This is a genomic window from Stenotrophomonas sp. 109824_Sma (assembly GCF_056480025.1).
The window spans coordinates 4,753,531-4,776,698 of the sequence record NZ_CM151078.1; the positions used below are offsets into that span (position 1 = coordinate 4,753,531).

19 protein-coding genes are annotated in these 23,168 nt (G+C 69.0%); 11 read left to right on the forward strand and 8 right to left on the reverse strand.

Going from position 1 to position 23,168, the window contains the following annotated elements:
* Both ACZK1G_RS22240 and ACZK1G_RS22245 read left to right on the forward strand, forming a co-directional pair.
* Positions 1–2,040: an FUSC family protein gene (locus tag ACZK1G_RS22240; RefSeq protein ID WP_101766340.1), complete on the forward strand. Its 2,040-nt coding sequence runs from the start codon at positions 1–3 to the stop codon at positions 2,038–2,040.
* 93 nt (positions 2,041–2,133) lie between these two features.
* A complete protein-coding gene (locus tag ACZK1G_RS22245) occupies positions 2,134–2,529 on the forward strand; it encodes a hypothetical protein (protein ID WP_101766341.1) in 396 nt (131 codons plus the stop codon).
* A gap of 109 nt (positions 2,530–2,638) precedes the next feature.
* Here the strand turns inward: ACZK1G_RS22245 and recD are convergent, their stop codons facing one another.
* From recD to recC, 3 genes are read right to left on the reverse strand one after another with little or no spacing between them, the layout of a single operon-like run.
* Positions 2,639–4,519 carry an exodeoxyribonuclease V subunit alpha gene (recD, locus tag ACZK1G_RS22250; protein WP_101766342.1) on the reverse strand — a complete coding sequence of 627 codons (1,881 nt, stop codon included), beginning with the start codon at positions 4,517–4,519 and terminating at the stop codon, positions 2,639–2,641.
* Positions 4,516–8,196 (reverse strand): exodeoxyribonuclease V subunit beta, encoded by a 3,681-nt coding sequence (gene recB, locus ACZK1G_RS22255; protein ID WP_049446850.1) that lies wholly within the window; start codon positions 8,194–8,196, stop codon positions 4,516–4,518. The genes recD and recB overlap by 4 nt, the downstream gene beginning before the upstream one ends.
* Positions 8,193–11,540, reverse strand: coding sequence for an exodeoxyribonuclease V subunit gamma (gene recC, locus ACZK1G_RS22260; protein WP_049446848.1), 3,348 nt, complete (start codon positions 11,538–11,540; stop codon positions 8,193–8,195). The genes recB and recC overlap by 4 nt, the downstream gene beginning before the upstream one ends.
* A gap of 189 nt (positions 11,541–11,729) precedes the next feature.
* Here recC and ACZK1G_RS22265 point away from each other — a divergent pair, with 189 nt between their 5' ends.
* Genes ACZK1G_RS22265 through ACZK1G_RS22290 form a run of 6 tightly spaced genes read left to right on the forward strand, consistent with a single transcriptional unit; the run spans position 11,730 to position 15,829 of the window.
* Positions 11,730–12,518, forward strand: a complete 789-nt coding sequence (locus ACZK1G_RS22265) for an ABC transporter ATP-binding protein (protein ID WP_014039019.1) — start codon at positions 11,730–11,732, stop codon at positions 12,516–12,518.
* Positions 12,518–13,267 (forward strand): MlaE family lipid ABC transporter permease subunit, encoded by a 750-nt coding sequence (locus ACZK1G_RS22270; RefSeq protein WP_005414955.1) that lies wholly within the window; start codon positions 12,518–12,520, stop codon positions 13,265–13,267. Before ACZK1G_RS22265 ends, ACZK1G_RS22270 begins: the two co-directional genes overlap by 1 nt.
* A 59-nt stretch (positions 13,268–13,326) precedes the next feature.
* Positions 13,327–13,851 (forward strand): outer membrane lipid asymmetry maintenance protein MlaD, encoded by a 525-nt coding sequence (mlaD, locus tag ACZK1G_RS22275; protein WP_014039020.1) that lies wholly within the window; start codon positions 13,327–13,329, stop codon positions 13,849–13,851.
* Positions 13,848–14,510 carry an MlaC/ttg2D family ABC transporter substrate-binding protein gene (locus ACZK1G_RS22280; protein WP_014039021.1) on the forward strand — a complete coding sequence of 221 codons (663 nt, stop codon included), beginning with the start codon at positions 13,848–13,850 and terminating at the stop codon, positions 14,508–14,510. Before mlaD ends, ACZK1G_RS22280 begins: the two co-directional genes overlap by 4 nt.
* Entirely contained in the window at positions 14,500–14,811 is a 312-nt protein-coding gene (locus tag ACZK1G_RS22285; RefSeq protein WP_075675792.1) for an STAS domain-containing protein, read from the forward strand. The genes ACZK1G_RS22280 and ACZK1G_RS22285 overlap by 11 nt, the downstream gene beginning before the upstream one ends.
* Position 14,812: 1 nt before the next feature.
* Positions 14,813–15,829: an MlaA family lipoprotein gene (locus ACZK1G_RS22290; RefSeq protein WP_101766344.1), complete on the forward strand. Its 1,017-nt coding sequence runs from the start codon at positions 14,813–14,815 to the stop codon at positions 15,827–15,829.
* Positions 15,830–15,935: 106 nt separating this feature from the next.
* On the opposite strand, the gene ACZK1G_RS22295 is transcribed toward ACZK1G_RS22290, so the two are convergent.
* The 3 genes from ACZK1G_RS22295 to ACZK1G_RS22305 form a co-directional block, all read right to left on the reverse strand.
* Complete coding sequence (locus ACZK1G_RS22295; protein ID WP_014039024.1) at positions 15,936–16,481, reverse strand: glutathione peroxidase; 546 nt, start codon at positions 16,479–16,481, stop codon at positions 15,936–15,938.
* Between the two features lie 137 nt (positions 16,482–16,618).
* Complete coding sequence (locus ACZK1G_RS22300) at positions 16,619–17,008, reverse strand: hypothetical protein (protein WP_101766345.1); 390 nt, start codon at positions 17,006–17,008, stop codon at positions 16,619–16,621.
* Positions 17,009–17,069: 61 nt separating this feature from the next.
* Positions 17,070–18,638 (reverse strand): DNA recombination protein RmuC, encoded by a 1,569-nt coding sequence (locus ACZK1G_RS22305; protein WP_101766346.1) that lies wholly within the window; start codon positions 18,636–18,638, stop codon positions 17,070–17,072.
* Between the two features lie 55 nt (positions 18,639–18,693).
* Between ACZK1G_RS22305 and ACZK1G_RS22310 the strand changes: the two genes are divergently transcribed.
* Positions 18,694–19,299: a glutathione S-transferase family protein gene (locus ACZK1G_RS22310; protein ID WP_049446838.1), complete on the forward strand. Its 606-nt coding sequence runs from the start codon at positions 18,694–18,696 to the stop codon at positions 19,297–19,299.
* Positions 19,300–19,366: 67 nt separating this feature from the next.
* Here the strand turns inward: ACZK1G_RS22310 and ACZK1G_RS22315 are convergent, their stop codons facing one another.
* Positions 19,367–20,374, reverse strand: a complete 1,008-nt coding sequence (locus ACZK1G_RS22315) for a zinc-binding alcohol dehydrogenase family protein (protein WP_101766347.1) — start codon at positions 20,372–20,374, stop codon at positions 19,367–19,369.
* A gap of 91 nt (positions 20,375–20,465) precedes the next feature.
* Between ACZK1G_RS22315 and ACZK1G_RS22320 the strand changes: the two genes are divergently transcribed.
* The gene (locus ACZK1G_RS22320; protein ID WP_101766348.1) at positions 20,466–21,437 is read left to right on the forward strand and encodes a LysR family transcriptional regulator; all 972 of its coding nucleotides are present in this window, start codon (positions 20,466–20,468) and stop codon (positions 21,435–21,437) included.
* A 15-nt stretch (positions 21,438–21,452) separates the two neighbouring features.
* Entirely contained in the window at positions 21,453–22,082 is a 630-nt protein-coding gene (gene leuE / locus ACZK1G_RS22325; protein WP_101766349.1) for a leucine efflux protein LeuE, read from the forward strand.
* A 124-nt stretch (positions 22,083–22,206) separates the two neighbouring features.
* On the opposite strand, the gene ACZK1G_RS22330 is transcribed toward leuE, so the two are convergent.
* Entirely contained in the window at positions 22,207–23,109 is a 903-nt protein-coding gene (locus ACZK1G_RS22330; RefSeq protein ID WP_101766350.1) for a LysR family transcriptional regulator, read from the reverse strand.
* Between the last annotated feature and the right edge of the window lie 59 nt (positions 23,110–23,168).

A 23,168-nucleotide genomic window follows, 5' to 3' on the forward strand; every position in this document is an offset into this window, starting at 1 on the left:
ATGAACGCGCTGACCGACCGCCAGGCCTGGCTGTTCTCGATCAAGACCTACCTGGCCGCGGTGGCCGCGCTGTACATCGCCATGGCCGGCAACCTGTCGCGCCCGTACTGGGCGATGGGCACGGTGTACATCGTCAGCCAGCCGCTGCTGGGCCCAACCCGGGCCAAGGGCGTGTACCGCATCGTCGGCACCCTGGTGGCCGGCCTGGCCACCCTGCTGGTGCTGCCGGCGCTGGTGGAAACGCCGCTGGTGCTGAGCGCGGCGATGTCGATCTGGCTGGCCGGCTGCCTGTTCATGGCCCTGCTCAACCGCGGACCGCGCGGCTACGCGTTCCTGCTGGCCGGCTACACCACCGCCTTCATCGGCTTCCCGGCGGTGACCTCGCCGGAAACCATCTTCGACACGGTGGTGGCACGCAGCGAGGAGATCATCCTCGGCACGGTGGTGGCGGTGATGTTCGCCTCGCTGCTGTTCCCGGCCTCGGTGCGCCCGATGCTGCGCGCGCGCATCGGCAACTGGATGGAGGACGCCGCGCAGTGGTGCCGGCAGATCCTTGAACGTGGCCGCGCGCATGCGCCGCGCAACCGGCTGGCCGCCGACCTGGTGCAGTTCGAGGCGCTGATCGAGTTCCTGCGCCGCGATGATCCGCGCCATGCCGGTTCGGCGGTGTCGATGGAGCGCCTGCGCGAGCGCATGCTGCTGCTGTTGCCGGTGCTGTCGTCGATTGCCGACCGCCTGAGTGCGCTGCGCAGCGACGGCCAGGCCCTGCCGGAAGGGCTGCCGGCACTGGTCGATGACATCCACGACTGGCTGGATGGCCCGACCAACGCCAGCGAATACGCCCGCCTGCGCGCGCGCATCAGCGCACTGAAGCCGCAGGTGGACCGCGACCTGCAGCACCTGCAACTGGCCAGCCTGCTGCTGCGCCTGGAAGAGCTGGTGGACCTGTGGCAGGACTGCCGCACGCTGCAGCACGCGATCGACCACGGCACCGCGCCGCTGGACCGCGCGCACTACCGCATCCGCACCGAGCGCGTGGCCGCTGACAAGCACGTCGACTACGGCATGGCGCTGTTTTCCGCGCTCAGTGCCGGCGTGGCGCTGATGAGCTATTGCGTGCTGTGGATCGCGCTGGGTTGGGAAGGTGGTGGCAACGGCGCGATGATGGCCGCGGTAACCGCCGCGTTCTTCGCCGCGCAGGACGACCCGGCACCGAGCATGGTGTCGTTCCTGGTGTGGGCGATGGTCGCCTCGGTGGTGGCCGGTGTGTACCTGTTCGGTGTGTTCCCCGCGGTGCACGACTTCGGCCTGCTGGCACTGGTGCTGGCAGTGGTGTTCCTGCCACTGGGGCTGATGCTGCACCACCCCAAGAGCGCGCTGTTCGCGCTGCCGCTGACGGTGAATCTGGCCGCGCTGCTGAGTCTGCAGAACACCTATAGCGCCAACATCCAGACCTTCCTCAACTCGTCGATCGCGATGTTCATCGGCATTGGCTTTGCGGTGGTGATGACCCGCCTGTTCCGTTCGGTGGGTGCCGAGTGGACCGCGCGCCGGCTGGTGCGGCAGGGCTGGACCACGCTGGCCGAAGCCGCCGAAGGACGTGGCCAGCAGGACCGCCAGCGCTTCGCCGCACGCATGCTCGACCTGCTGGGCCTGCTCGCCCCGCGCCTGGCGGCAACGCCGGAGGGCAGCGACATCGCCTCGGTGGACATGCTCAATGAAGCGCGCATCGGCCTGAACATCCTGCAGCTGCGCCGCGCACGATTGGAACTGCCCGAGCGCAGCCGCGAAGCGGTCGAGCACATCCTGGAAGAGATCGCCGCGCACTACCGGCGGCAGATTGCCGCGCGCAAACCGATTGTGGCCGCCGAAGCGCTGCGCGAGCGGCTGGATACCTCGCTGGGCCGGGTCGGCAGCGTGGCCGCGTGCAAGGCGCGCGACGAAGCGCTGATGGGCCTGATCGGCCTGCGCTTCGCGCTGTTCCCGGAGGCCAAGGCATTGGCGCCGGGGTTGGCGATGAGTGCGGCGACGCAGCCGTAGCGCGCTACCCTGTGCGTCCACAGACTCCGCGCCGGGGTCGGATCCTTTGCCCCCGGCGAAGGCTCTGACCCCCGCTCAGCACAGGAAGCTCCAATGAGTTACGACATGATGGTGTTCGAGGCGAGCGTGGCCCCGCGCGAAGCGGCGGCCTTCATCGCCTGGTTCGAGAAGCAGACGCAGTGGAACGAGCGCCACGAGTACGACGACCCGGCGGTCAGCAGCCCGGCGCTGCAAGCGTGGTTCGCCGAGATGGCACAGGAATTCCCGCCAATGAACGGGCCGCTGAGCAATGACGAGGACGACCGTGCCGAGGTGACCGAGTACAGCATCGGTAGTCAGGTGATCTACGGTGCGTTCGCCTATTCGGTGGCCGAGCGCGCGCACGGGCGGGTGCAGGACCTGGCCGATAAGCACGGCGTGGGCTTCTTCGATGTGAGTGCCGATGAAGCAGCGATCGTGTTCCCCGATGGGCTGGTACTGATCGCGTAATGACGCAGGGTCGGATCCCTCCCGGAGGGAGGGCTCTGACCCGGAGCATGCGTGCCTCGGCGACGGGGGTCGGATCCCGTTCCCATTGGGAATGGGATCCGACCCCGATTCAGAACAGCGTGCCCTGCACCGTGGGCTGTTCAATGCGCGCCGGTGCTTCGGCCACCGCTTCCGCACCCAGCCGCCAGGCCAGGCCACCCAATCGGCTGGCGTGGCGCTTCAGCGCGGCCTGCAGCACGTCCGCGCTGCCCGCCACGTGCAGCACCTGGCGGGCGCGGGTCAGGCCGGTGTAGACCAGTTCGCGCGACAGCACGCGGCTGTCCTGGCGCGGCAGCTGCAACCACACTTCGTCGAACTCCGAGCCCTGTGCCTTGTGCACGGTCATCGCGAAGGCGCTTTCGTGCGCGGGCAGTGCCGCCGGGTGGAAGGCGCGCGGCTGATCGACGCTGTCGCCCGGGAACCAGGCCACCATCGCACCGCTGCCATCGCGCAGGCAGATGCCGATATCGCCGTTGAACAGGCGATGCCGGTAGCTGTTCTCGGTGACCAGCAGCAGGCGGCCCTGGAAGTAGCCCGGGGTGTTGCCTGCCAGCAACTGTTCGATGCGGCTGTTGAGCCCGCGCGCACCCTGCGGGCCTTCGCGCAACGCGGTCAGCACGCGCAAGCGCCCGGCCTGCTGCAGGGCAAGCACTGGATCGGCCGCGTCGGCCAGTGCACGCCAGTGGCCCAGCAGGTGCTCGCGCTGGCCACGCAGCGGATCGGCTTCGCCTTCGTGGAAATGCACGCCGGCCAGTTCACCACTGCGCAGCAGCTGCAGCGCGGTGCTGCTGTCGCCCTCGCGCACGGCATGGGCCAGTGGTGCCAGGTCCAGCGCATTGCTCTGCCGGTAGCCGCGCTGCAGCTGCACGCGGCGCCCGGCGAAGGCGCGTGGCGTGGCCTGCGGCTGCAAGGTAGCCGGTGCCAGCAGGCCATGCAGTGCCTGCGCGTCATCGGCGCGGGTGCCGATGCCATCACCGCTGGCGCGCAGGATCGCACTGAGCACGTCGCCGGCCTCGACCGAGGGCAGCTGGTCAGGATCGCCGAGCAGGATCAGCCGGGTACCGCTGGCAATCGCGTCGACCAGCTTGGCCATCATCGGCAGATCGATCATCGAGGCTTCGTCGACCACCACCACGTCCACCGGCAGCGGATTGTCGGCGAGGTGACGGAAGCGCGGTGAATCGGGAATCACCCCGAGCAGGCGATGCAGGGTGGTGCCGGTACTGGGCAAAGTCGCGCATAGCGCCGGGTCCAGTCCTTGTTCCTGCAGGCGTTGCACGGCGACGCGCAGGCTCTCGGCCATGCGCTCGGCGGCGCGCCCGGTGGGCGCGGCCAACGCCACCTCGGGCAGCGCCTGGCCGGCATGCCGGGCCTGTGCAGCCAGCAGCAGCAACAGGCGCGCGATGGTGGTGGTCTTGCCGGTGCCGGGGCCGCCGGTGACCAGTGCCAACGGATGGCGCAGGGTCACGCCGGCGGCGCGTGCCTGATGATCCTCGCTGCCCGATGCCTGCGGGAACAGCTGCGCGAACAGCGGTGCCAGCGCGGCCATGTCCGGTGCCGGCAGCGGATGCCGACCAATGCGCTGCAGGCCGGCCGCCAGCTGGCGCTCGTACTCGCGATAGCGGCGCAGGTAGAGCAGCCCGTTTTCCAGCACCAGCGGTGCATCCTCGGCGATGGCATCGGCCTGCTCCGGCGTCGCCACCCACGGCGATGCGCGCAGCTGCGCCAGCCAGTCCTGCGCGGCAGGCCACTCGGGCACGCCTTCCAGCAACCGCTGCGGTTGTGCCGGATCGAACGCAGCGTGGCCCTGCGACACCGCCAGCGAGGCCAACGCGGCCGCCAGCGCCACGCTTTCCGGGGTGTCGTCACGCAGCCGCTGCAGGCTGGTCGCCAGTGCATGGTCGAGGGTGCGCAGCTGTCCCTTCTGGTGCAGTTCCTTCAGCAGGCTCATGCGCTGGCTCCACGGGCACGTGCGGCCAGTTCGGCCTGGGCCTGCTCGCCACCGGCGAACAATGCATCCAGCGCATCCACCAGCGCCAACGGGAAGCGGTCCACATGCACACCGTTGCCGGCGGCATCCAGGCCGCGACAGAACAGGTAGCGGATGCCGCCCATGTCGCGCTCGTAGTCATAGGCCGCGCCCAGGCGGAAACGCAACCAGCGATGCAGAGCCACCGTATAGATCAGCGCCTGCAGGTCGTACTCGCTGTGGCGCATGGCAATGGCCAGCAGGTCCGGGCTGTAGCCCGGCAGGCGGTTGGATTTGTAGTCGAGCACGTACCAGCGCCCGTCGCGCACGTAGGTCAGGTCGATCATGCCGGTCATCAGCCCTTCCAGGCGGCGGCGCTGGCCGAAGCCGCGACGCGTACTGGAAACCCCATGTGCATGCAGCACCTGCAACAGCGCCGGTACCGTGGTCGGTTCGATGGCGAAATGGAAGTCGATTTCCGCGCGGCGCTCGCCTTCGCCCAGGCTGTGCAGCGCACCGCCCTCGGGCAGCGGCACGGTGAGCGTGTGGCCCACCAGCGGCACCAGCACCGCCACGCCATCGTCCAGGTCGACGTCGGCATAACCTTCGTCGTGCAGCGCCTTGCGCAGCACCTCGGCCTGGCCCTCTGGAGCTTCCAGACCCGGCTGCCAGTCAGCCCAGGCAGCGAAGTCGACGTTCTCCATCGCTTCGTGCAGCACGTTGCCGAAGCGACTGCCCATGAAGCGCGGGTCGACCGCTGCGCTGTCCTCGGCCGCCGCAGCGGGTTCCGGCAGCGCCGGTTCCAGCGGCAGTTCCGGACCTGCGGGTTCGTCGGCGGCGGGCGCCGGCAGCTCGGTGGCGGCGGCTTCGATATCACTGCCAGCACCCGCGTCGGCATGTGCCAGCTGGGTAAAGCTGTACACCCACCAGTCGTGGGGTACGCGCCGGGTCAGGGCACGCACCGCCGGAAGGTCACCTTCCACTTCGGCTGCCAGCTGCGGCAGCGCAGCCGGTGTCTCGCTGTCATCGATGTGCACGTCGGCCTGGGCGCGCAACGCCTGCAGGTCACCCAGCAGCGGTGCCAGCCGTGTCCTGCCCAGCCCGGCCAGATCACCCACCGCGATCCACAGCGCGTGTTCGGCGCGGGTCAGGCCAACATACAGCAGGCGTGCATCCTCGGCGCGCTGCTCGCGCTCGCGCTGGGCACTGGCCGCTTCCCAGGCTTCGTCCTTGTCCAGCTTCCAGTGCAGCTGGCGCTGGCCATCGACGTGCACGGTGCAGTGCGAAGCGGTGTTCGGCGCGCCGCCGTCGATGCCGACGAAGGGCAGGAACACCAGCGGATACTCCAGGCCCTTGCTCTTGTGCAGGGTGATGATCTGCACGCGGCGCGCATCCGATTCCAGGCGCAGCAGCTGCTGCTCGTCATCCTGGTCGGCGCTGGCCATCTGCCCCTGCAGCCAGTCCAGCAGGCCATGCATGCCGAGCGCCTGCGCCGAGGCTTCCTGCAGCAGTTCGCCCAGCTGCAGGTAGTTGGTCAGGCGGCGCTCGCCATCGATCAGCGCCAGCAGGCGTTCGCCCTGCGCGGCACAGACATCGGCGATCACCGCGAACGGTCCGCCGCGCTGCCAGCGCTCGCGCCAGTGCAGCAGCTGTGCCTGGAAATCGCGTTGCAGGTCGCCCTCGCGTTCCATCGCCGCGATCGCGCTGGCCCGCTGGCCCAGCAGTACCGTGGCCAGCGCTGCACGCAGGCGGCCTTCGTCGGCCGGTTGCAGCAGTGCTAGCAGCAGCGCACGAAGATCGCGCGCTTCAAGGGTGGAAAACAGGCTCTGCTTGCCGGCCGCCACCGCAGGAATACCGACCGCGGCCAGCGCCCGTTGCACCAGCGTCGCTTCGCGATGCGAGCGCACCAGCACCGCGATGTCACCCGGCCGCACCGGATGACCACGCAGCACGGCACTGCCCGCACGCGCCTCGACCAGGATCCGGTGGATCGCCGCCACGCAGGCCTGGGTCGCTGCCTCACGCGAGGCGTCCGCACTCATCGCCTTGTCACCGCCACTACGCAGCACGCGCAGGGTAAGTGCCGTGGCGGCGTGGCCGTCGCGCAGGTAGTCCTCATCGCTGCGCACGCCACCGGGACGCACCGGCTCGAACTGGATGTCGCGTTCGAGGAAGGCGTCTTCACCACCGTTGTCGTACAGCGCCTGCAGCGCACGCAGCACAGCCGGCCGCGAGCGGAAGTTCTGGTCCAGCACCGGCGCCTGCCGCGCCACCTGCTTGGCCTTCAGGTAGGTGTGGATGTCGCCACCGCGGAAACCGTAGATCGCCTGCTTGGGGTCGCCGATCAGGAACAGCGCCGGTGCCAGGCCGAGTTCGCGCACCTCCGGCGAATCGCCGAACACGGTGTGGAAGATGCCCCACTGGCGATCATCGGTGTCCTGGAACTCATCGACCAGTGCGATGCGATACTGCGCGCGCAGCTGCCTGACCAGCGCCTGCCGCTGCGGGCCTTCCAGGGCCAGCGCTACGCCATCAATCAGATCGTCGTAGGTCTGTACCCGGCGGGTGCGCTTCAGCGCCTGCAGGCGCTGCGTGGCTTCGGCGCGAAGCGCGTGCAGGAAATTCAGCGCGGTGGCACGCAACCAGGCATCGCGTTCGGCCAGCAGCGCGACATAGCGCGCCAACGGCGCCTGCACTGGCGACGACGGCGTGCGGTCGGGGAATTTCTTGTTGGTCTTGTCGGCCAACACGTCCGGCAGCAGTGCCGGCAGGCGTTCGCTGGCCAGCAGCTCGCGCGGGTCGGCGCGCCCGGCCCAGGCCAGCAGCTGCCGCCCCAGCGTGTGCAGCCAGCCCAGCTTGTAGGACACCCCGTTGATCCACTTGTTGTCGACGGCATCGCAGAGGTCGATGAAGAACTGCTCGCCATGCTCGCGCAGCGCCAGCTGCAGTTCGGCGGCGGTGGCCTGCAATGCCGGGTGTGGATCGGCCAGCGCCACCGGCCGTGGCAACGGGTGCAGAGGCGGCGCAGCCAGCAGCGCGCGCAGATCGGCGGCCAGCGCGTCCGGGTTGGACCACAGCCAGGTCAGCGGTTCCAGCGTGGCCGGGTCGTTGGCGTGCACCCGCCACAGATCGGCGGCCAGCTCCTCCAGCAGCTCACGGTCGCTGGCCAGCAGTTCCGGCGGATCGAAGGTGTGGCCGCTTTCCAGCGCGTGCTCGCGCAGCACCCGGGTGCAGAAGCCATGGATGGTGAAGATGGACGCCAAGTCGATTTCGTCGGCGGCCACCTGCAGGCGGCGCTTCAGTGCGGCAGCGCTCTCGGTGCCCCCCTGCAGATGGCGCTGCAGCACGTCGCGGGTCAATCTCGCGTCCGGTGCTTCGCCCTCGGCCGGTTCCAGATCGACCAGGCGCGCGGCCAGCGCCAGGCGCTCGCGGATGCGCTTGCGCAGTTCCTGGGTGGCGGCATCGGTGAAGGTCACCGCCAGGATCTGGCCGATGCGCAGGCCCTGCTCCACCACCAGGCGGGTGAACAACGTGGCCAGGGTGAAGGTCTTGCCGGTGCCGGCGCTGGCTTCGATAAGGCGGATGCCGTCCAGCGGCAGGGCCAGATAGGGATCGCGGCTGAGAGATTCGATGCCGTCTCCGGCGATGGCGGTGCTCATGCGCTGCCCTCCTGGCGTGTATCAGCGCCAAGGGTTCGGCCTTCGCGTACCGCGCTAAAGACCACCTGGCTGTTGCGCAACAGGTCGGCATAGCTGGCGTCGGTGGCGAACGGGTCGGCGCCACGCAGCAGCAGCTGCCAGGCATCGCTGCTGGATTCACCCCAGCTGCGGTCGCTGCCGTGCCACTGCTTCCAGCCTTCGCTGCGCTGTTTTTCGGCTGGCGCGTTGTACAGCACCCAGCCGGTGTACGGGGCAAAGCGCAGCGGTTCACGCAGGCCACGTTGGCGCAGCTGCAGCAGTGCGCGCAGCGCGGCGCGTGCAGCAGGAACGCTCAACGCAGGCAATACGTGCGGGCCAGGACCGGCATCGCCGCCGTCGTGGAACTGCACCAGCGGCAGCGCATCGCCAGCTGCGTTGGCCAGCAGCCAGTCCAGGCCCTGGCGGATCACCGCATTGCCATTGAGGGTACCGGCGCGCAGGCGCACCAGCCCTTCGGGATGCCGATCGGCCACCCGGCCATGCAGGCGCACGCCATCGATCTCCACCTCGTAGCGGCGGCTTTCCAGCGGTTCGCCCTGCATCCAGCCCAGCAGTGCGCTGGCATACGGGCGGGTCTTCAACTGCTCCACCTCGAACTGGCGCTCGCCCAAGGGGCCGGAGGGCAGCAGGCCGCGTGCGCGCAGGCGCGGGTACAACGGCTCGGTATCGCCACTGAGCGTGGCGCGCACCACCGCCGCCTGCACGCTGCGCTTTTCCGGGCCGCGCGATGACAGCACCAGCGGCTCCAGGTCATCGACCTCCTCGACGTCGTCGGCCAGGCGCAGGCCCAGCGACTGCGCCAGGAACTGCCCGGCCGGGTCGCACAGGAAGCGGCGCAGGGTATCGAGTGCAACGTCGTCTTCCACCGCATCGTCAAGCGGCGGCGGCAACGGTGCATCGAACCACGGCTGCAGGCCCCCACGCTCGCCGGTGAGGCGACCAGCGGCCGGATGCCACTGGCGGCGATAGCTGAAGCGGCGTGGATCGCCATCACCGAACGCCGCCGGCGAGAACGGCTGCAGTGCGTGGCGCACGGTGAAGTCGCGGACCGCCGCAGGCGGATCGAGGTGATACGCGGCCGCGGCATCGATCAGTTCACTGACCAGCACCGACGGCTCGCGCACGCTGCCATCGCGCGGATCGGCACCGAGGTAACTCAGGTAGAACACCTCCTGCGCGGCAGCGAACAGCTGCAGGAACAGGAAACGGTCATCCTCGCGGGTGGAGCGGTCGCCCGGACGGCGGCGCGGCGTGTCCAGCTCGGCAGTGAGCTGGTTGAGACCGGCCGCCGGGTCGCGGCGCGGGAAATCGCCATCATTGAGACCGAGCACGCAGATCACCCGGAACGGCAGCAGGCGCATCGGCACCATGCGGCCGAAGCTGATGCCACCGGTCAGCAGCGGCGCGCGCGTATCGGCCTCGCCCAGCGCGCCGGCGAAGTGCGAACGCACCACCTCCGGTGGCACACCGTCTTCGAAACCGGCCTTGGCGGCATCGTCGGCGAACTGGTTGAGCAGCTTGCGCAGGCGCTCCAGCGCACGCTGGCTGTTGGGCGAGCTGGGCGCGGTCGGCAGCAGCGCGTCCAGCAGCGACAGCAGGCGCTGTCGCCACTGCGCCGGCGTCAGCAGCTCGCCGAGGCGGCGCTGGTAGATCGCCAACACGCGCAGCAGGCGCAGCAGGCGGTCGAGCGCTTCCAATGCGCCGCCCTCCAGCTCGATCCACGGTGCAACACCGGCCAGGTCGGCCTCGCTGCCGGTCGCGTGACCGAGCACCAGGCGGTCCAGCGCGAACTGCCAGGTGTAGGCGTCGTCGGCCGGTGCCTGGTGCTGGTTGCGGTGCTTCGCATCCAGGCCCCAGCGTGCGCCGGCCTGCTGCAGCCAGCCATGCAGGCGGTCGAAGTCCACCGCTTCCAGACCGGCCGCTTCGGCCAGTGGCGCGCTGGCCAGCAGGTCCAGCACTTCATTCAGGCCGAAACGCGAGACCGGCAGGCCCAGCAGGTGTACGAACACATCGGCCAACGGCTCGCCCGCCAGTGGACTGCTGTCGGCCAGCGCATAGGGAATGTGCTCTTCCTCGCCGCCACGGCCACCGAACACCGCTTCCAGGTACGGCACATAGGGATCGATGTCCGGCGCCAGCACCGCGATCTCGCGCGCCTGCAGCGGCGGATCGAAGCGCGGGTCCTGCAGCAGGCTGCGCAGCTGGTCGTGCAGCACCTGCAACTCGCGCAGGCGGGTATGGCAGGCATGCACCTGCAGGCTGGGGTCGTCGCGACGCAGCCCGTCGCGCAGCTGCCCCGAAGGCAGTGCACGGCGATGGAACAGGTCGCGCTGCAGGCGATGCAGCAGGCTGTCGGACAGGCCACCTTCGTCCAGGGTCGGCCGGGTGTCCTCCTCCGGATCGGAATAGGCCGCAATCTCGCCGGCCGGGTGCACCACCTCGTAGCTGCCCAGCACCGCCATGAAGTCGCGGCCGGCCGCGCCCCAGGCTTCCAGCAGGCGGTTCTCACCGGCCGCTTCACCGAAGGGATCGGGCGCGCCACTGCGCAGGCGCTCGGCCAGCGTCTGCAGGTCACCCCAGTACGACTGCACGGGGGTAGGCATATAGAAGTGCAGCTCGCCCACCCGCGCCTGGGTGGCCATCACGCGCAGCACGTCGGGCGAGATGTTGAGCGTCGCGAACGCGGACATGCGCGGCGGCAAGCCCTGTGGCAATGGCTGGCCGGCGCCCTCGAAGCGGTCCAGGTAGGCCTGGATGCGGCGCGCGCGGTAGTCGTGACCACCGGCGATGGTGCGCCAGAGGATCGCCTGCGGGTCGGCCGGGTCGGCGCCGGCCTCCCAGCGCAGCAGCCAGTCGCGGCGCCAGGCCTGGTACTTCTCGAACACCGACGCCAGTTCACCGGCCAGCGCCCACGGCTTCAATGCGTCGCCACCGGCAAGATAGGACTGCAGCGCGCGCATCGGTGGCTGCGCCAGCAGCGCCGGGTCGCGCAGTGCCTGGTACAGCTTCCAGTGCAGGCCGGCCGCGTCCAGGTCGTCGCGTTCGCCCGGCACATTGGCGTTGAGTGCACGGGCAACGAACTCGCCCGGGGTCAGGAACTCGAGATTGGCAGCCACGCCATACTCGGCAGCGAGTGTCGCTTGCAGCCAACGCCGCATCGCCACCTGCGGGATCAGCACCACCTCCGGCGCCAGCAACGGCTGGCCCGGAACCGGCGCACGCATGTTGCGCGCCAGCAGCGCGGCCAGCACGTCCAGGGAGTTGGAATGGTAGAGGCGGAAATCGCTGCCCGGGTCACTCATCATGCACAGTGTGCAGCACGGCAGGCAGTATTCAATGGCCGGCCCATCGCCGGTACGGATTGTTCCGGGCTGCCAGCCGATTGTCCCGGCCTGGCAAGGGTCTTGCCGTGCCACAATACTGGACCGTCCAGTCTGCTTATGTTCAGCCGACGGGCCCGATCCTTCGATGTCTAAAAAACGTTAATGGTGCCCATGTCGGCTTCCACCTCCAGTCTGGTGCAGTTATCCAACGTCCGCATCGACCGGAGCGGGCGCACGATCCTGCGCGACGTGTCGCTGCAGGTGCCCAAGGGCAGCATCACCGCGGTACTGGGTCCGTCCGGCAGTGGCAAGTCGACCCTGCTGGCGGCACTGACCGGCGAACTGCGTCCGGTCGCCGGCGAGGTCACCCTGTTCGGCAAGCCGATTCCGCATGACAGCGGCGCGCTGCTGGAGATGCGCAAGAGCGTGGGTGTGCTGCTGCAGGGCAATGGCCTGCTGACCGACCTCACTGTGGCCGAAAACGTCGCGCTGCCGCTGCGTACGCATACCCGCCTGCCGACCGCCGTGCTGCGTCGGCTGGTGGAAATGAAGCTGCATGCGGTGGGCCTGCTGGCCGCGGCCGATGCCTGGCCGCGCGAACTGTCCGGCGGCATGGCGCGCCGCGTGGCGCTGGCCCGCGCGCTGGCGCTGGACCCGCCGCTGATGATCTACGACGAGCCGCTGACCGGGCTGGACCCGATCGCCTCGGGGGTGATCATGAGCCTGATCCAGCGCCTCAACCACAGCCTGGGCCTGACCAGCATCATCGTCAGCCACCACGTGCACGAGACCCTGCCGATCTGCGACCAGGTCATCGCCATTGCCAATGGCGGCATCGTGTTCCAGGGCACGCCCGAGGCGCTGCAGTCCAGCCAGGACCCGCTGCTGCGGCAGTTCCTGCATGGCCAGCCCGATGGCCCCATTCCGTTCGATGCCGCGCCGCGCGCGAGGGTCGCCTGATGCCGTTCGTCCAAGCCACCCGCTCGCTGGGCCGCGCCGGCCTGTTCTCGCTGACCGTGCTGCGTGGTTCGCTGCCAACCCGTGATTTCCTGGCCGAGCTGACCCGCGAGATCTACAAGATCGGCGCACGCTCGCTGCCGATCATCGCCGTCGGTGGTGCCTTCGTCGGCCTGGTACTGACCCTGCAGGGCTACCGCACGCTGACCACCTTCGGTGCGGCCGACGCGCTGTCGACCCTGCTCGGCCTGTCGCTGTACCGCGAACTGGCGCCGGTGCTGACCGCGCTGCTGTTCATCGGCCGCGCCGGCAGTTCGATCGCCGCCGAACTGGGCCTGATGCGCGCCACCGACCAGATCAAGGCACTGGAGCTGATGGCGATCGACCCGGTGGCCAAGGCCGTGGCGCCGCGCTTCTGGGCGGCGGTGCTGACCGTGCCGCTGCTGACCGGCATCTTCTGTTCGCTGGCGATCAGTGCCAGCTACTTCGAAGCGGTGCACGTGCTGGGCCTGGACAATGGCGTGTTCTGGTCGGCGCTGCGCAACAGCGTCGATTTCTGGGATGACTTCGGCGTGGCGATGCTGAAGTCGGCGATCTTCGGCGGCACCGCCGCGCTGGTCGCCGCCTACGTTGGTTTCCACGCCGAGCCGACCATCGAGGGCACCTCGGTGGCGACCACCCGTGCGGTGGTCAACGCCTCGCTGCTGGTGCTGATGTTCAACTTCGTGCTGTCGGCAATGTTGTTCACCTAACCCCTCCACCGGCGGTGCGCAGGCGCGCGCGGCCACCACGACTCGATCAGGTAATCCACATGGCCATCCGCGGTCCCAGACTCGAATTCTCCGTCGGCGCCTTCCTGCTGCTGGCCCTGGCCTCGCTGATGGTGCTGGCCGTGGCCTCGACCAACCAGCGCTGGAGCTGGGGCAGCCAGGGCTACGAGCTGAAGGCGCGCTTCTCCCAGGTCGGCCAGCTGCGCAAGCAGGCGCCGGTGAAGATCGGCGGCGTCACCGTCGGCCAGGTCGCCTCGATCGACCTGGATCCGGTGAAGTTCGAGTCCATCGTGACCCTGCGCATGGACAGCAAGGTCAAGGACCTGCCGGCGGACACCTCGGCCGGCATCTTCACCAGTGGTTTGCTGGGCGAGAGCTATATCGGTCTGCAGCCGGGCGGTGACCCGGACGTGCTCAAGGCCGGTGACGAGATCGTCTTCACCCAGCCGGCGGTTGACCTGATCCAGCTGGTCGGCAAGTACATGTTCAGTGGCGGCGCCGGTGGTGGCGCAGGCCAGAAGCCCAACGATGGCGCGCAGGCGCCTGCAACGGAACCGCAACCATGAAGATGAAACTGATCCCGGCCCTGCTCGCCTCGACGCTGCTGCTGGCCACGCCGTTCCTCGCCCAGGCCCAGGCCGCCGCCCCCGCCGCTGCCGCGACGCAGGGCCAGGCCGGCAAGGTGGTGATCGATGCCAGCACGCGCATCCTCACCACCCTGCAGCAGCGCCGGAGCGAGTTCAGCAGCAACCCGGCCAGCCTGCGCAGCTACATCGACAGCGAATTGAACCGCACCTTCGATCGCGACTACGCCGCGCGCCTGGTGCTGGGCCCGCACGCCCGCGGCGCCTCGGATGCCGACATCAAGCTGTTCGCCGATGCCATGGCCGACAGCCTGATGCAGCGCTACGGTTCGACCCTGCTCAACATCCAGGGCAAGCCGAGCTTCCGCCTGAAGGGTGAGAGCCCGCTGCCGGGCAACCGCGGCGTGCGCGTGAGCACCGAACTGGTGCGCGCCGGCAGCGAACCGACCCCGGTCGAGTACTGGATGCGCAACGTGAACGGCCAGTGGAAGATCTTCGACGTCAACATCGAAGGCATCTCCTACGTGCAGACCTTCCGCAACCAGTTCGACACCCCGCTGCGCCAGAAGGGCATCAAGCAGGTGGCCAGCGAACTGCACAGCGGCAGCATGCAGGCCGGGCCCGCGGGCAATGGCAAGTAACGCGCTGGCGCTGCTGGAAGGCGACACCCTGCGCCTGCGCGGGGTGCTCGACCGTGCCGCGGTGATCGCGCTGTGGCCGCAGCTGCAGGCCCTGCCGGCCAAGCTGGCGCGGCTGGAGCTGAGCGAGGTCGAGCGCGTGGACAGCGCCGGCCTGGCCCTGCTGGCCGAACTGGCGGCCCGTGCGCGCAAGGCCGGCCATGCGCTGGCCATTTCCGGCGCGCCGGCCGGCTACAACGAGCTGAGCGCAGCCTACCGGCTGTCGCCCGACCTGGATTTCAACGCTACTTCTGCTGCGAGCTGACATGAACGTCGTACGCACTTTCCCCCTGATCGTCCTGGCCACCGCCCTCACCGCCTGTGCCGGCAAGCCCGCGCGCAGCGATGCGCCGGTCGCCAGCACCGTGGTTGCGCCCAGCCCTGCTGCCGAAGCGCCTGCCGCAACGGCCGATACCGGCGTGGTCGACGCTGCTCCGGTCGCCCCCGTGGCCAATCCTGCGGCGCCCGCCACGTCGTCGCCGATGGCTGCGCCGCAGGGCGCGGAGGCCGGCGCACCGAAGACCGCAGCGTCCACCGCCGCCGCTGGCGACGATGATTTCGATGCCCTGTATGGCGGCACCGGCAACACCGGCAGTGCGGCGGCCTACGATCCGTGGGAACCGTTCAACCGCAAGGTCCACAAGTTCAACAACGCGGTCGACCGCGGCGTGGCCCGTCCCCTGGCCACCGCCTATACGCATGTGGTGCCGCGCTTCGCGCGTACCGGCGTCAGCAACTTCTTCAGCAACCTGCGTGCGCCGGTGACCATCACCAACCAGCTGCTGCAGGGCCGTGGTGCCGACGCGTGGGACAGCCTCGGCCGCTTCCTGATGAACAGCACGCTGGGCATCGGTGGCCTGTTCGATCCGGCCAGCAAGGCGATGGTGCCGCGTCGCAATGAAGACTTCGGACAGACCCTGGGTGCCTGGGGCTGGCGTCGTTCGCGCTACGTGGAACTGCCGTTCTTCGGCCCGCGTACCGTGCGCGATGTGTTCGGCCTGGCTGGTGACATCCCGTTGTCGCCGATGCGCCGCATCGAGGAAGACAAGATCCGCATCGGCCTGCAGGGCCTGCAGCTGGTCGACACCCGCGCGCAGCTGCTGGCGATCGACGATCTGCGCGACACCGCAGTGGACGAATACGCCCTGGTCCGCGATGCCTGGATGCAGCGCCGCAACTACCAGATCGAGAACGATCTGCGCAGCAAGCGCGACCGCGGCCACGACGATGCCAATTCGCCGATCCCGGTCGATGCGATGCCGATGCCGCAGTGGACGCACTGAGTCCGGTCTGCAGCGCATGAAAAACCCCGCCTCGGCGGGGTTTTTCTTTGGCGCTGCGGGTGGGGTCGGAGCCCTTTCCCGTGGAAAGGGATCCGACCCCGGCCGATCAGGCCGCCAGTGCCGCCTCGATGGCCTCGCGCAGGCGCGCATCATCGGCGGCCACGTCCGGCGCAAAGCGGGCGACGACCTTGCCATCGCGGCCGACCAGGAACTTCTCGAAGTTCCACAGCACCGCCGGTGCCGGATGGATCGGGATCTCCTTGCTGGCCAGGCGCTCGCGCAGCGGGCCTTCACCGATCGACTGCGGCTGCGCAGCGGTCAGCTGCTGGTATAGCGGGTGGGTGTCCTCGCCAGCCACGCTGATCTTGGAGAACATCGGGAAACTGACATCGTAGGTGAGCTGGCAGAACTGCTGGATCTCGGCCTCGCTGCCCGGCTCCTGGCCAAGGAAGTTGTTGGCGGGGAAGCCCAGCACTTCCAGGCCCTGCGCGTGCTTTTCCGCATACAGCGCCTGCAGGCCTTCGTACTGCGGGGTCAGGCCACACTTGGAGGCAACGTTGACCAGCAGCAGCACCTTGCCCTGGTAGTCGGCAAGCGAGGACGGCTGGCCGTCGATGGTGGTGAGGGAAATGTCCTGGATCGGGGTGCTCACGCGGGGGCTCCGGCAACAGCGGGGAATGGCCCACCAGCATAGCGCCGCGCGATGCCGGTAGTGCCGGCCGCTGGCCGGCAATGCTGCGATCGTTCCCGGGGGTTCATGCGGTTGCCGGCCAGCGGCCGGCACAACGATCAGTCCACGCAGATCGTACCCTGCGCCTTGCCGTCATCGATGCGCTGGCGGCACCCGAAGTTCTGGCGCACATCGCGCTGGCAGCTACCGGTGGCGACACTGCCGGCGGCCACCTCGGGACCGGCCAGGCACTGGCCCGTGCAGTCGCTCTTGCGGCTGCAGGCCTTGCCGGCGTCGGCATAGGGAATCACGCACTGCTCGCGCTGCAGGCGGCCGAGCCGCTGCAGGGTGCCGCCGGCGGCCTGGCAGTCGACGTCACGTGCTTCGCGGTAGGCCTCGCTGGCTTCGGGCGTGGGAGCGGCCGTGGTGGTGTCGGCAACCGGGGGCGTGCTGCTGCACGCAGCCAGCAACGCAGCGAGGACAAGAACGGCACAGGAGCGGAAGCGCATGTCGATACCCGCCACGGACCCAGAGCGCCCAGCATAGCCAGGCGCAGGTGCACGGGACGTGTCAGCCCGCATTGCCGTCCTCCTCGTCCTCTGGCGCGCCCAGCTGCTGCATCGGGTCCGGGGTCAGCTCCGGTGGCAGCGCGCGCTTGGCCTTGCTGCCCAGTTCGGCAAGCCGACGGGCGCGGCTGATGGCCGACTGCGGCGAATCGATCAGGCGATTGCGCGCATCGGCGTAGGCCTTGCCGGCATCATCCAGCTTCTTGCCCATGGCCGTGAAGTCCTGCAGGAACCCGGTCAGCGCGTCCAGCACCAGGCCACCGGCTTCGCTGATCTTCAGCGCCTGCTTCTGCACCTTGTCGCGCGTCCACAGGCGCTCGGCCACGCGCAGCAGCGCCATCAGGGTGTTGGGCGAGGCGAACACCACGCGGTTGTCGAAGGCGAACGCCTGCAGGCTGCCATCGGCGCCCAGTGCGGCCGACAAGGCACCTTCGATGGGAACGAAGGCGATGGTGATGTCCAGCGTCTCGCTGCCCAACGCCTTCGGATAGTTCTTCTCGCCCAGGTCCTTCACGTGCTGGCGCAGCGCAACCGCGTGCCGGCGCAAGGCGTCTTCGGACTGCTCCGGGGTGGTGGCATTCATGGCTTCCTGCCAGGCGATCAGGTTCACCTTGCTGTCGATCACCACGCTGCGCTCGTCGGGGAACTGCACCACCACGTCCGGTCGCAGGCGCGCACCTTCGTCATCCACGGCATGCTTCTGCCGCTGGTAGTGCACGCCCTCTTCCAGGCCCGATCCGCGCAGTACGTTGTCGAGCATCAGCTCGCCCCAGTCGCCGCGGACCTTGGCATTGCCCTTCAGCGCGTTGGTCAGCGCCGAAGCCTGCGCGGCCATGTCCTGGTTGAGCGTCTTCAGTTCGCCCACCGCACCCAGCAGGCTGGCGCGCTGCCGCGCTTCCTCGCCATACAGGGTATCGACGCGGGTGCGGAAGTCGCCCAGCTTGTCGGCGAACGGCTTGAGCAGTCCCTCGATATCCGCGCGCGACTGCACCGTCGCCTGCCGCACGTTCTTCTCGAACTGCTGCCCACGTTCGTCGAACACCTTGCCGGCCAGTTCGGCGAAGGCGCCGGACAGCTTTTCCTTGGCCGTATCGAGATAGCTGCGCAGTTCGGCACTGGCGCGTTCGGAGTGCTGCAGATTGGCCACCGCGCGGGCATGTTCACCGTGCAGCTGCTGGTAGCGCTGCTGCGCCTGCTGCAGTTCGCTGCTGGTGTCCGCAACGGCAGCGCGCGCCTGCGCCAGGGCCGCTTCACGTTCGGCCAGCTGTGCTTCGCGGCTGGCCGACAGCGCCGCTTCGCGCTCCACCCGGGCGGTCAGCGTAGTGACGGCCTGTGCGTGCTGCTGGCTGCGGCTCCGTTCGTTTTCCAGTTCAGCGCCCAGCGCATCGAGGCGGCCGCGCAGCTGGCCGGCATCGACCAGGGCGAGGCGATGCTGTTCGCGCTCGCTGTCCAGTTGCCGCTGCAGTTCGCCGGACGGTGCACCGCCGGCACTGCGACGCCACAGCAGCAACAGCGTGACCAGGGTCGCCAGCAGCAGGACCACTGCCAGGATCAAGAGGACTTCGATATTCATGCGATCAGTTTAGCCCCGCTGCGCTAGGCTGGGTCGGTCCGCCCCGGAAGCCCCCATGCTCGCTCTGTACGGAAAGCCCACCTCCATCAACGTGCGCAAGGTGTTGTGGCTGTGCGCCGACCTCGACCTGCCACTTCACCACGAGCCAGAACCGCCGGCGGACCTGCTGGCCACGTTGAACCCGAACCGGCAGGTGCCGGTACTGCGCGATGGCGACTTCGTGCTGTGGGAATCCAACAGCATCTGCCGCTACCTGGCCGTACGCGCTGGCCGTGACGACCTGCTGCCCGGTACGGCGCAGGACCGCGCCCGGGTCGAGCAGTGGATGGACTGGCAGGCCAGCGACCTCAACAGCGCCTGGCGCCATGTATTCATGGCGCGCGTGCGCCAGCATCCGGACTATCCGGATGACGCCCGCGCCGAGGCCAGCCTGGCGCAGTGGAACCGCTTGATGGGCGTGCTCGACACACAGTTGGCCGGTGGCCATTCGCACGTGGCGGGCAACACCTTCACTCTGGCCGACATCGTGCTCGGGCTATCGACCCAACGCTGGCGCAGCACGCCCGGCAACAAGCCCGTGCTGCCACACGTCGCGGCGTGGTTCGAACGCCTGCGACAGCAGCCGGGTTTCACCGAACACGTCGACAACGGCGTGGGCTGAGGCAGGGGTCAGATCCCTGTCCCAAGGGGAAAGGGATCTGACCCCAAGGGCGCGGGAACAACCGGTGTTACCAGCCTTCCAGCACGATCTTGCCCTTGGCGCGGTGGCTTTCAAGCAGCGCATGGGCGCGCCGCAGGTTGGCCGCGTCGATGCGGCCGAAGTGCTCGCCCAGGGTGGTCTGCAGCACACCGGCATCGATCAGCTCGGCCACCCGGTTCAACAGGTCGTGCTGGCGCTGCATGTCGGCGGTGCGGTACAGCGGCCGGGTGAACATCGACTCCCAGTGCAGGGACAACGCCTTGCGCTTGAGCGCCATCACATCGACCTGGCCGGGATCATCGATCAGCCCCAGCTGGCCCTGCGGCGCCAGCAGTTCCACGATCTGCGCGTAGTGCTGGTCGGAGTGGGTCAGGCTGGCCACGTGCTGCACCTCGCTGATGCCCAGCCGCGCCAGGCCCTCGGCCAGCGGCAGGCTGTGGTCGATCACGTGATGCGCGCCCATCGCATAGACCCAGTCCTGCGTATCCGGACGCGAGGCGGTGCCGATCACCGTCAGTTTCGTCAGCTTCCGCGCCAGCTGCACCAGGATCGAACCAACGCCACCGGCAGCACCGATTACCAGCAGGGTCTGGCCCTCGCCACCGCCCTCCGGGATGCGCAGGCGGTCGAACAGCAGCTCCCACGCCGTGATCGCGGTCAGTGGCAGTGCGGCGGCGGCCGCATCATCGAGGCTGGCCGGCTTGCGGCCGACGCTGCGCTCGTCCACCAACTGGTACTCGGCATTGCTGCCCGGGCGATCGATGACGCCCGCGTAGTAGACCGCGTCGCCGGGCTGGAACAGGGTCACCTCGCTGCCCACCGCGTCGACGATGCCGACCGCATCCCAGCCCAGCACGCGCGGGCCATCAGTTGCCACGCCGCGGCGGACCTTGGTGTCGACCGGGTTCACCGCCACCGCGCGTACCGCCACGCGCAGGTCGCGCGGGCCGGGCTGCGGCAGCTCCAGTTCGATGTCGATCAGGGCCTGGGCATCATCGATCGGCAGGCCGGCTTGGGTATAGGCAATGGCGCGCATGGCAGCGGTCCAGTGGGGAAGGAGGCGACAGGTTGCGCCGCGCGCGCTCCCGCAGAAAGGCGCAGAATCGGGCAGCACTTTCACTCGGGCAATGAAGATGATCCGCTTCGACGACCTGCAGCTGTTCGTCCGCACCGCCGCGCTGGGCAGCTTCTCCCAGGCGGCCCGCGAAGCCGATCTGCTGCCCGGCCAGGTCGCCGCGGCGGTGGCACGGCTGGAGCGCGAGCTGGACCTGCGCCTGTTCGTGCGCACCACCCGCAGCCTGCGCCTGACCGGCGAAGGCGCGCTGTACCTGCCCTATGCACAGGAGGTACTGGCGACCCTGCGCGAGGGCCAGGCCCGCGTGCAGGGCGAAGACGCCGAACTGCACGGCACCCTGCAGCTGTCGGCGCCGTCGGACTTCGGCCGCAACCTGCTGCTGCCGTGGTTGAGCGCGTTCCGCTCCGCGCACCCGCGGCTGCGCCTGCACCTGCGCCTGTCCGACGAGGTCGCCGACGTGTTCCGCGACCCGGTCGACGTGGCCATCCGCATCGGTCACTTCGACGACGCCAACTACGTCGCCCTTCCGCTGCTGGAAGGCAACCGGCGCGTGCTGGCCGCCTCGCCCGGCTATCTGCAGCGGCGTGGCACGCCCACGCGCCTGGAGGATCTGCGCGAGCACGACTGCTTGGTCTATCAACTCAATGGCCGCGCCTACGATCGCTGGTCCTTCGAGGTCGACGCACGCCGCACGGTGATTCCGGTGCGCGGCCCGCTGGTCTGCGACGACGCCGACGTGGTGCGGCGCTGGGCGGTGGCCGGCGAAGGCATCACCTACAAGTCCTGGCTGGACCTGCGCGAAGACGTGCGGGCCGGGCGCCTGCAGCTGCTGCTCGACGGGGTTGGCAGCAGCATCCCGCTGCAGCTGGTATGCCCGCACCGCAAGCAGTTTTCGCCTGCGGTACGGCAACTGCATGCGCAGCTGCGCCAGCACCTGCAACCGCTGCTGTCTGGCATGCCCGATGGCCTGACCCGCCCACTGTCGCCAACGGCGGCACTGGCCGACAATGGCGGCCCCCCGTAACAAGAGAACGCCGCCATGCCGTGGATGGGCATCCAGGACCTGTGGACGTTTCTGGTCGCCGTGCTGGTGTTCCTCGCCCTGCCCGGCCCCGGCACCTTCACCCTGCTCACCGCCACCGGCCGTGGTGGCGTGCGCGGCGGCTATACCGCGCTGGCCGGCCTGCTGGTCGGCGACCAGATCCTGATGTGGCTGGCGTTGGCCGGCGTGGCGGCGCTGCTCAAGGCCAACCCGCTGGTGTTCCACGCAGTGCAGTACCTCGGTGCGGCCTACCTGGTATGGGTCGGCATCAGCCTGCTGCGAACGCCCAAGCACGAGGGCGGTGACGCTGGCCCGATCCGCATGCAGCCGGGCCGCTACTTCCAGCAGGCGATCCTGGTCAGCCTGCTCAACCCGAAGGCGATCCTGTTCTACATGGCCTTCCTGCCATTGTTCATCGATCCCAAGGCACACCAGGGCATCGCCACATTCGCCGCGCTGGCCGGCATCATCCTGGTGGTCAGCATCGCCTACTGCTCGATGCTGATCGGCGTGGGCAACCTGGCCCGCCGCCGGTTGATCCAGCATCCGCGGGTCAGCGATGCGCTGCGCCGGGTGGCCGGCCTGTTCCTGGTGGGGTTCGGCATCCGGTTGGGGCTGAACGGCTGATACCGCAGACGAGCAGGCTCGGCGCTACATCTGCCAACCAAGGTTGGCATCTACCAGAGCGCGGGATCCGGTAGTCGCCGACCCTGGTCGGCGCTGGCGCCGTCGGCGTTCATGAGGCGGGTCTCTACCCGCCGTGCAGTTCCGCGCGCAGGTGATCAATGAACACCCGCAGCTTCGGCGCCATATGCTCGCGGGCGGGGTAATACAGGTGGAAGCCTGGGAACGGCGGTTGCCAGTCCTGCAGCACCGCCTGCAGGCGCCCTCTCGCCAGATCATCGGCCACCAGTGACGCGAACCCCTGCGCCATGCCGAGCCCGCCCAGCACGGCGGCATAGGCCAGTTCGGCATCGTTGAACACCAGCCGCCCATCAACCTCCACTTCCATGTCGTGGCCATCGCGACTGAACTCCCAGGGCATCAAGCGGCCGTTGGCACGACGGTGGACGATGCATGCATGGCCCTGCAGATCGTGCGGGCTGGCCGGAATGCCGTGCTGCGCGAAGTAGCTGGGCGTGGCCACCACCACCTGCCGTTCCGGCGGCCCGATCGGTACCGCGATCATGCCGCGCGCCAGTGATTCGCCGAGGCGGATGCCGGCATCGAAGCCTTCGGCCACCAGATCGGTCAACGCCGGCTCCACGCACAGCTCCACATCCACCTGCGGGTAGCGCGCCAGGAACGAGGGCAGTGCCGGCAGCACCCGGCGCTCAGCGACGATCCTCGGCAGGGTGATGCGCAGCTTGCCGGCCGGAACCGCGCGCGCGCTGTCGAGATCTGCGAACGCCGACTCGATCTGCTCCAGCCCGCCGCGTACACGCTCGAGGAAGCGCGCACCGTGTTCTGTCAGGCCAACCCGGCGCGTGGTTCGTTGCAGCAGGCGCACCCCCATCCGCGCTTCCAGCGCGCGCACGCTCTGTGACAGCGCCGAGGTGGAGATGCCCAGCGCATCGGCGGCGCGGGTGAAGCTGGCATTGTCGGCGACGTGGACGAAGGCGACCACCGCCGACAACGGTGCGGAGGGATTCATTGTGAAGCCAACCTTCATGGTGAGTCCGGTTCCATCCAGTTTATCCACAGGATCGGGCG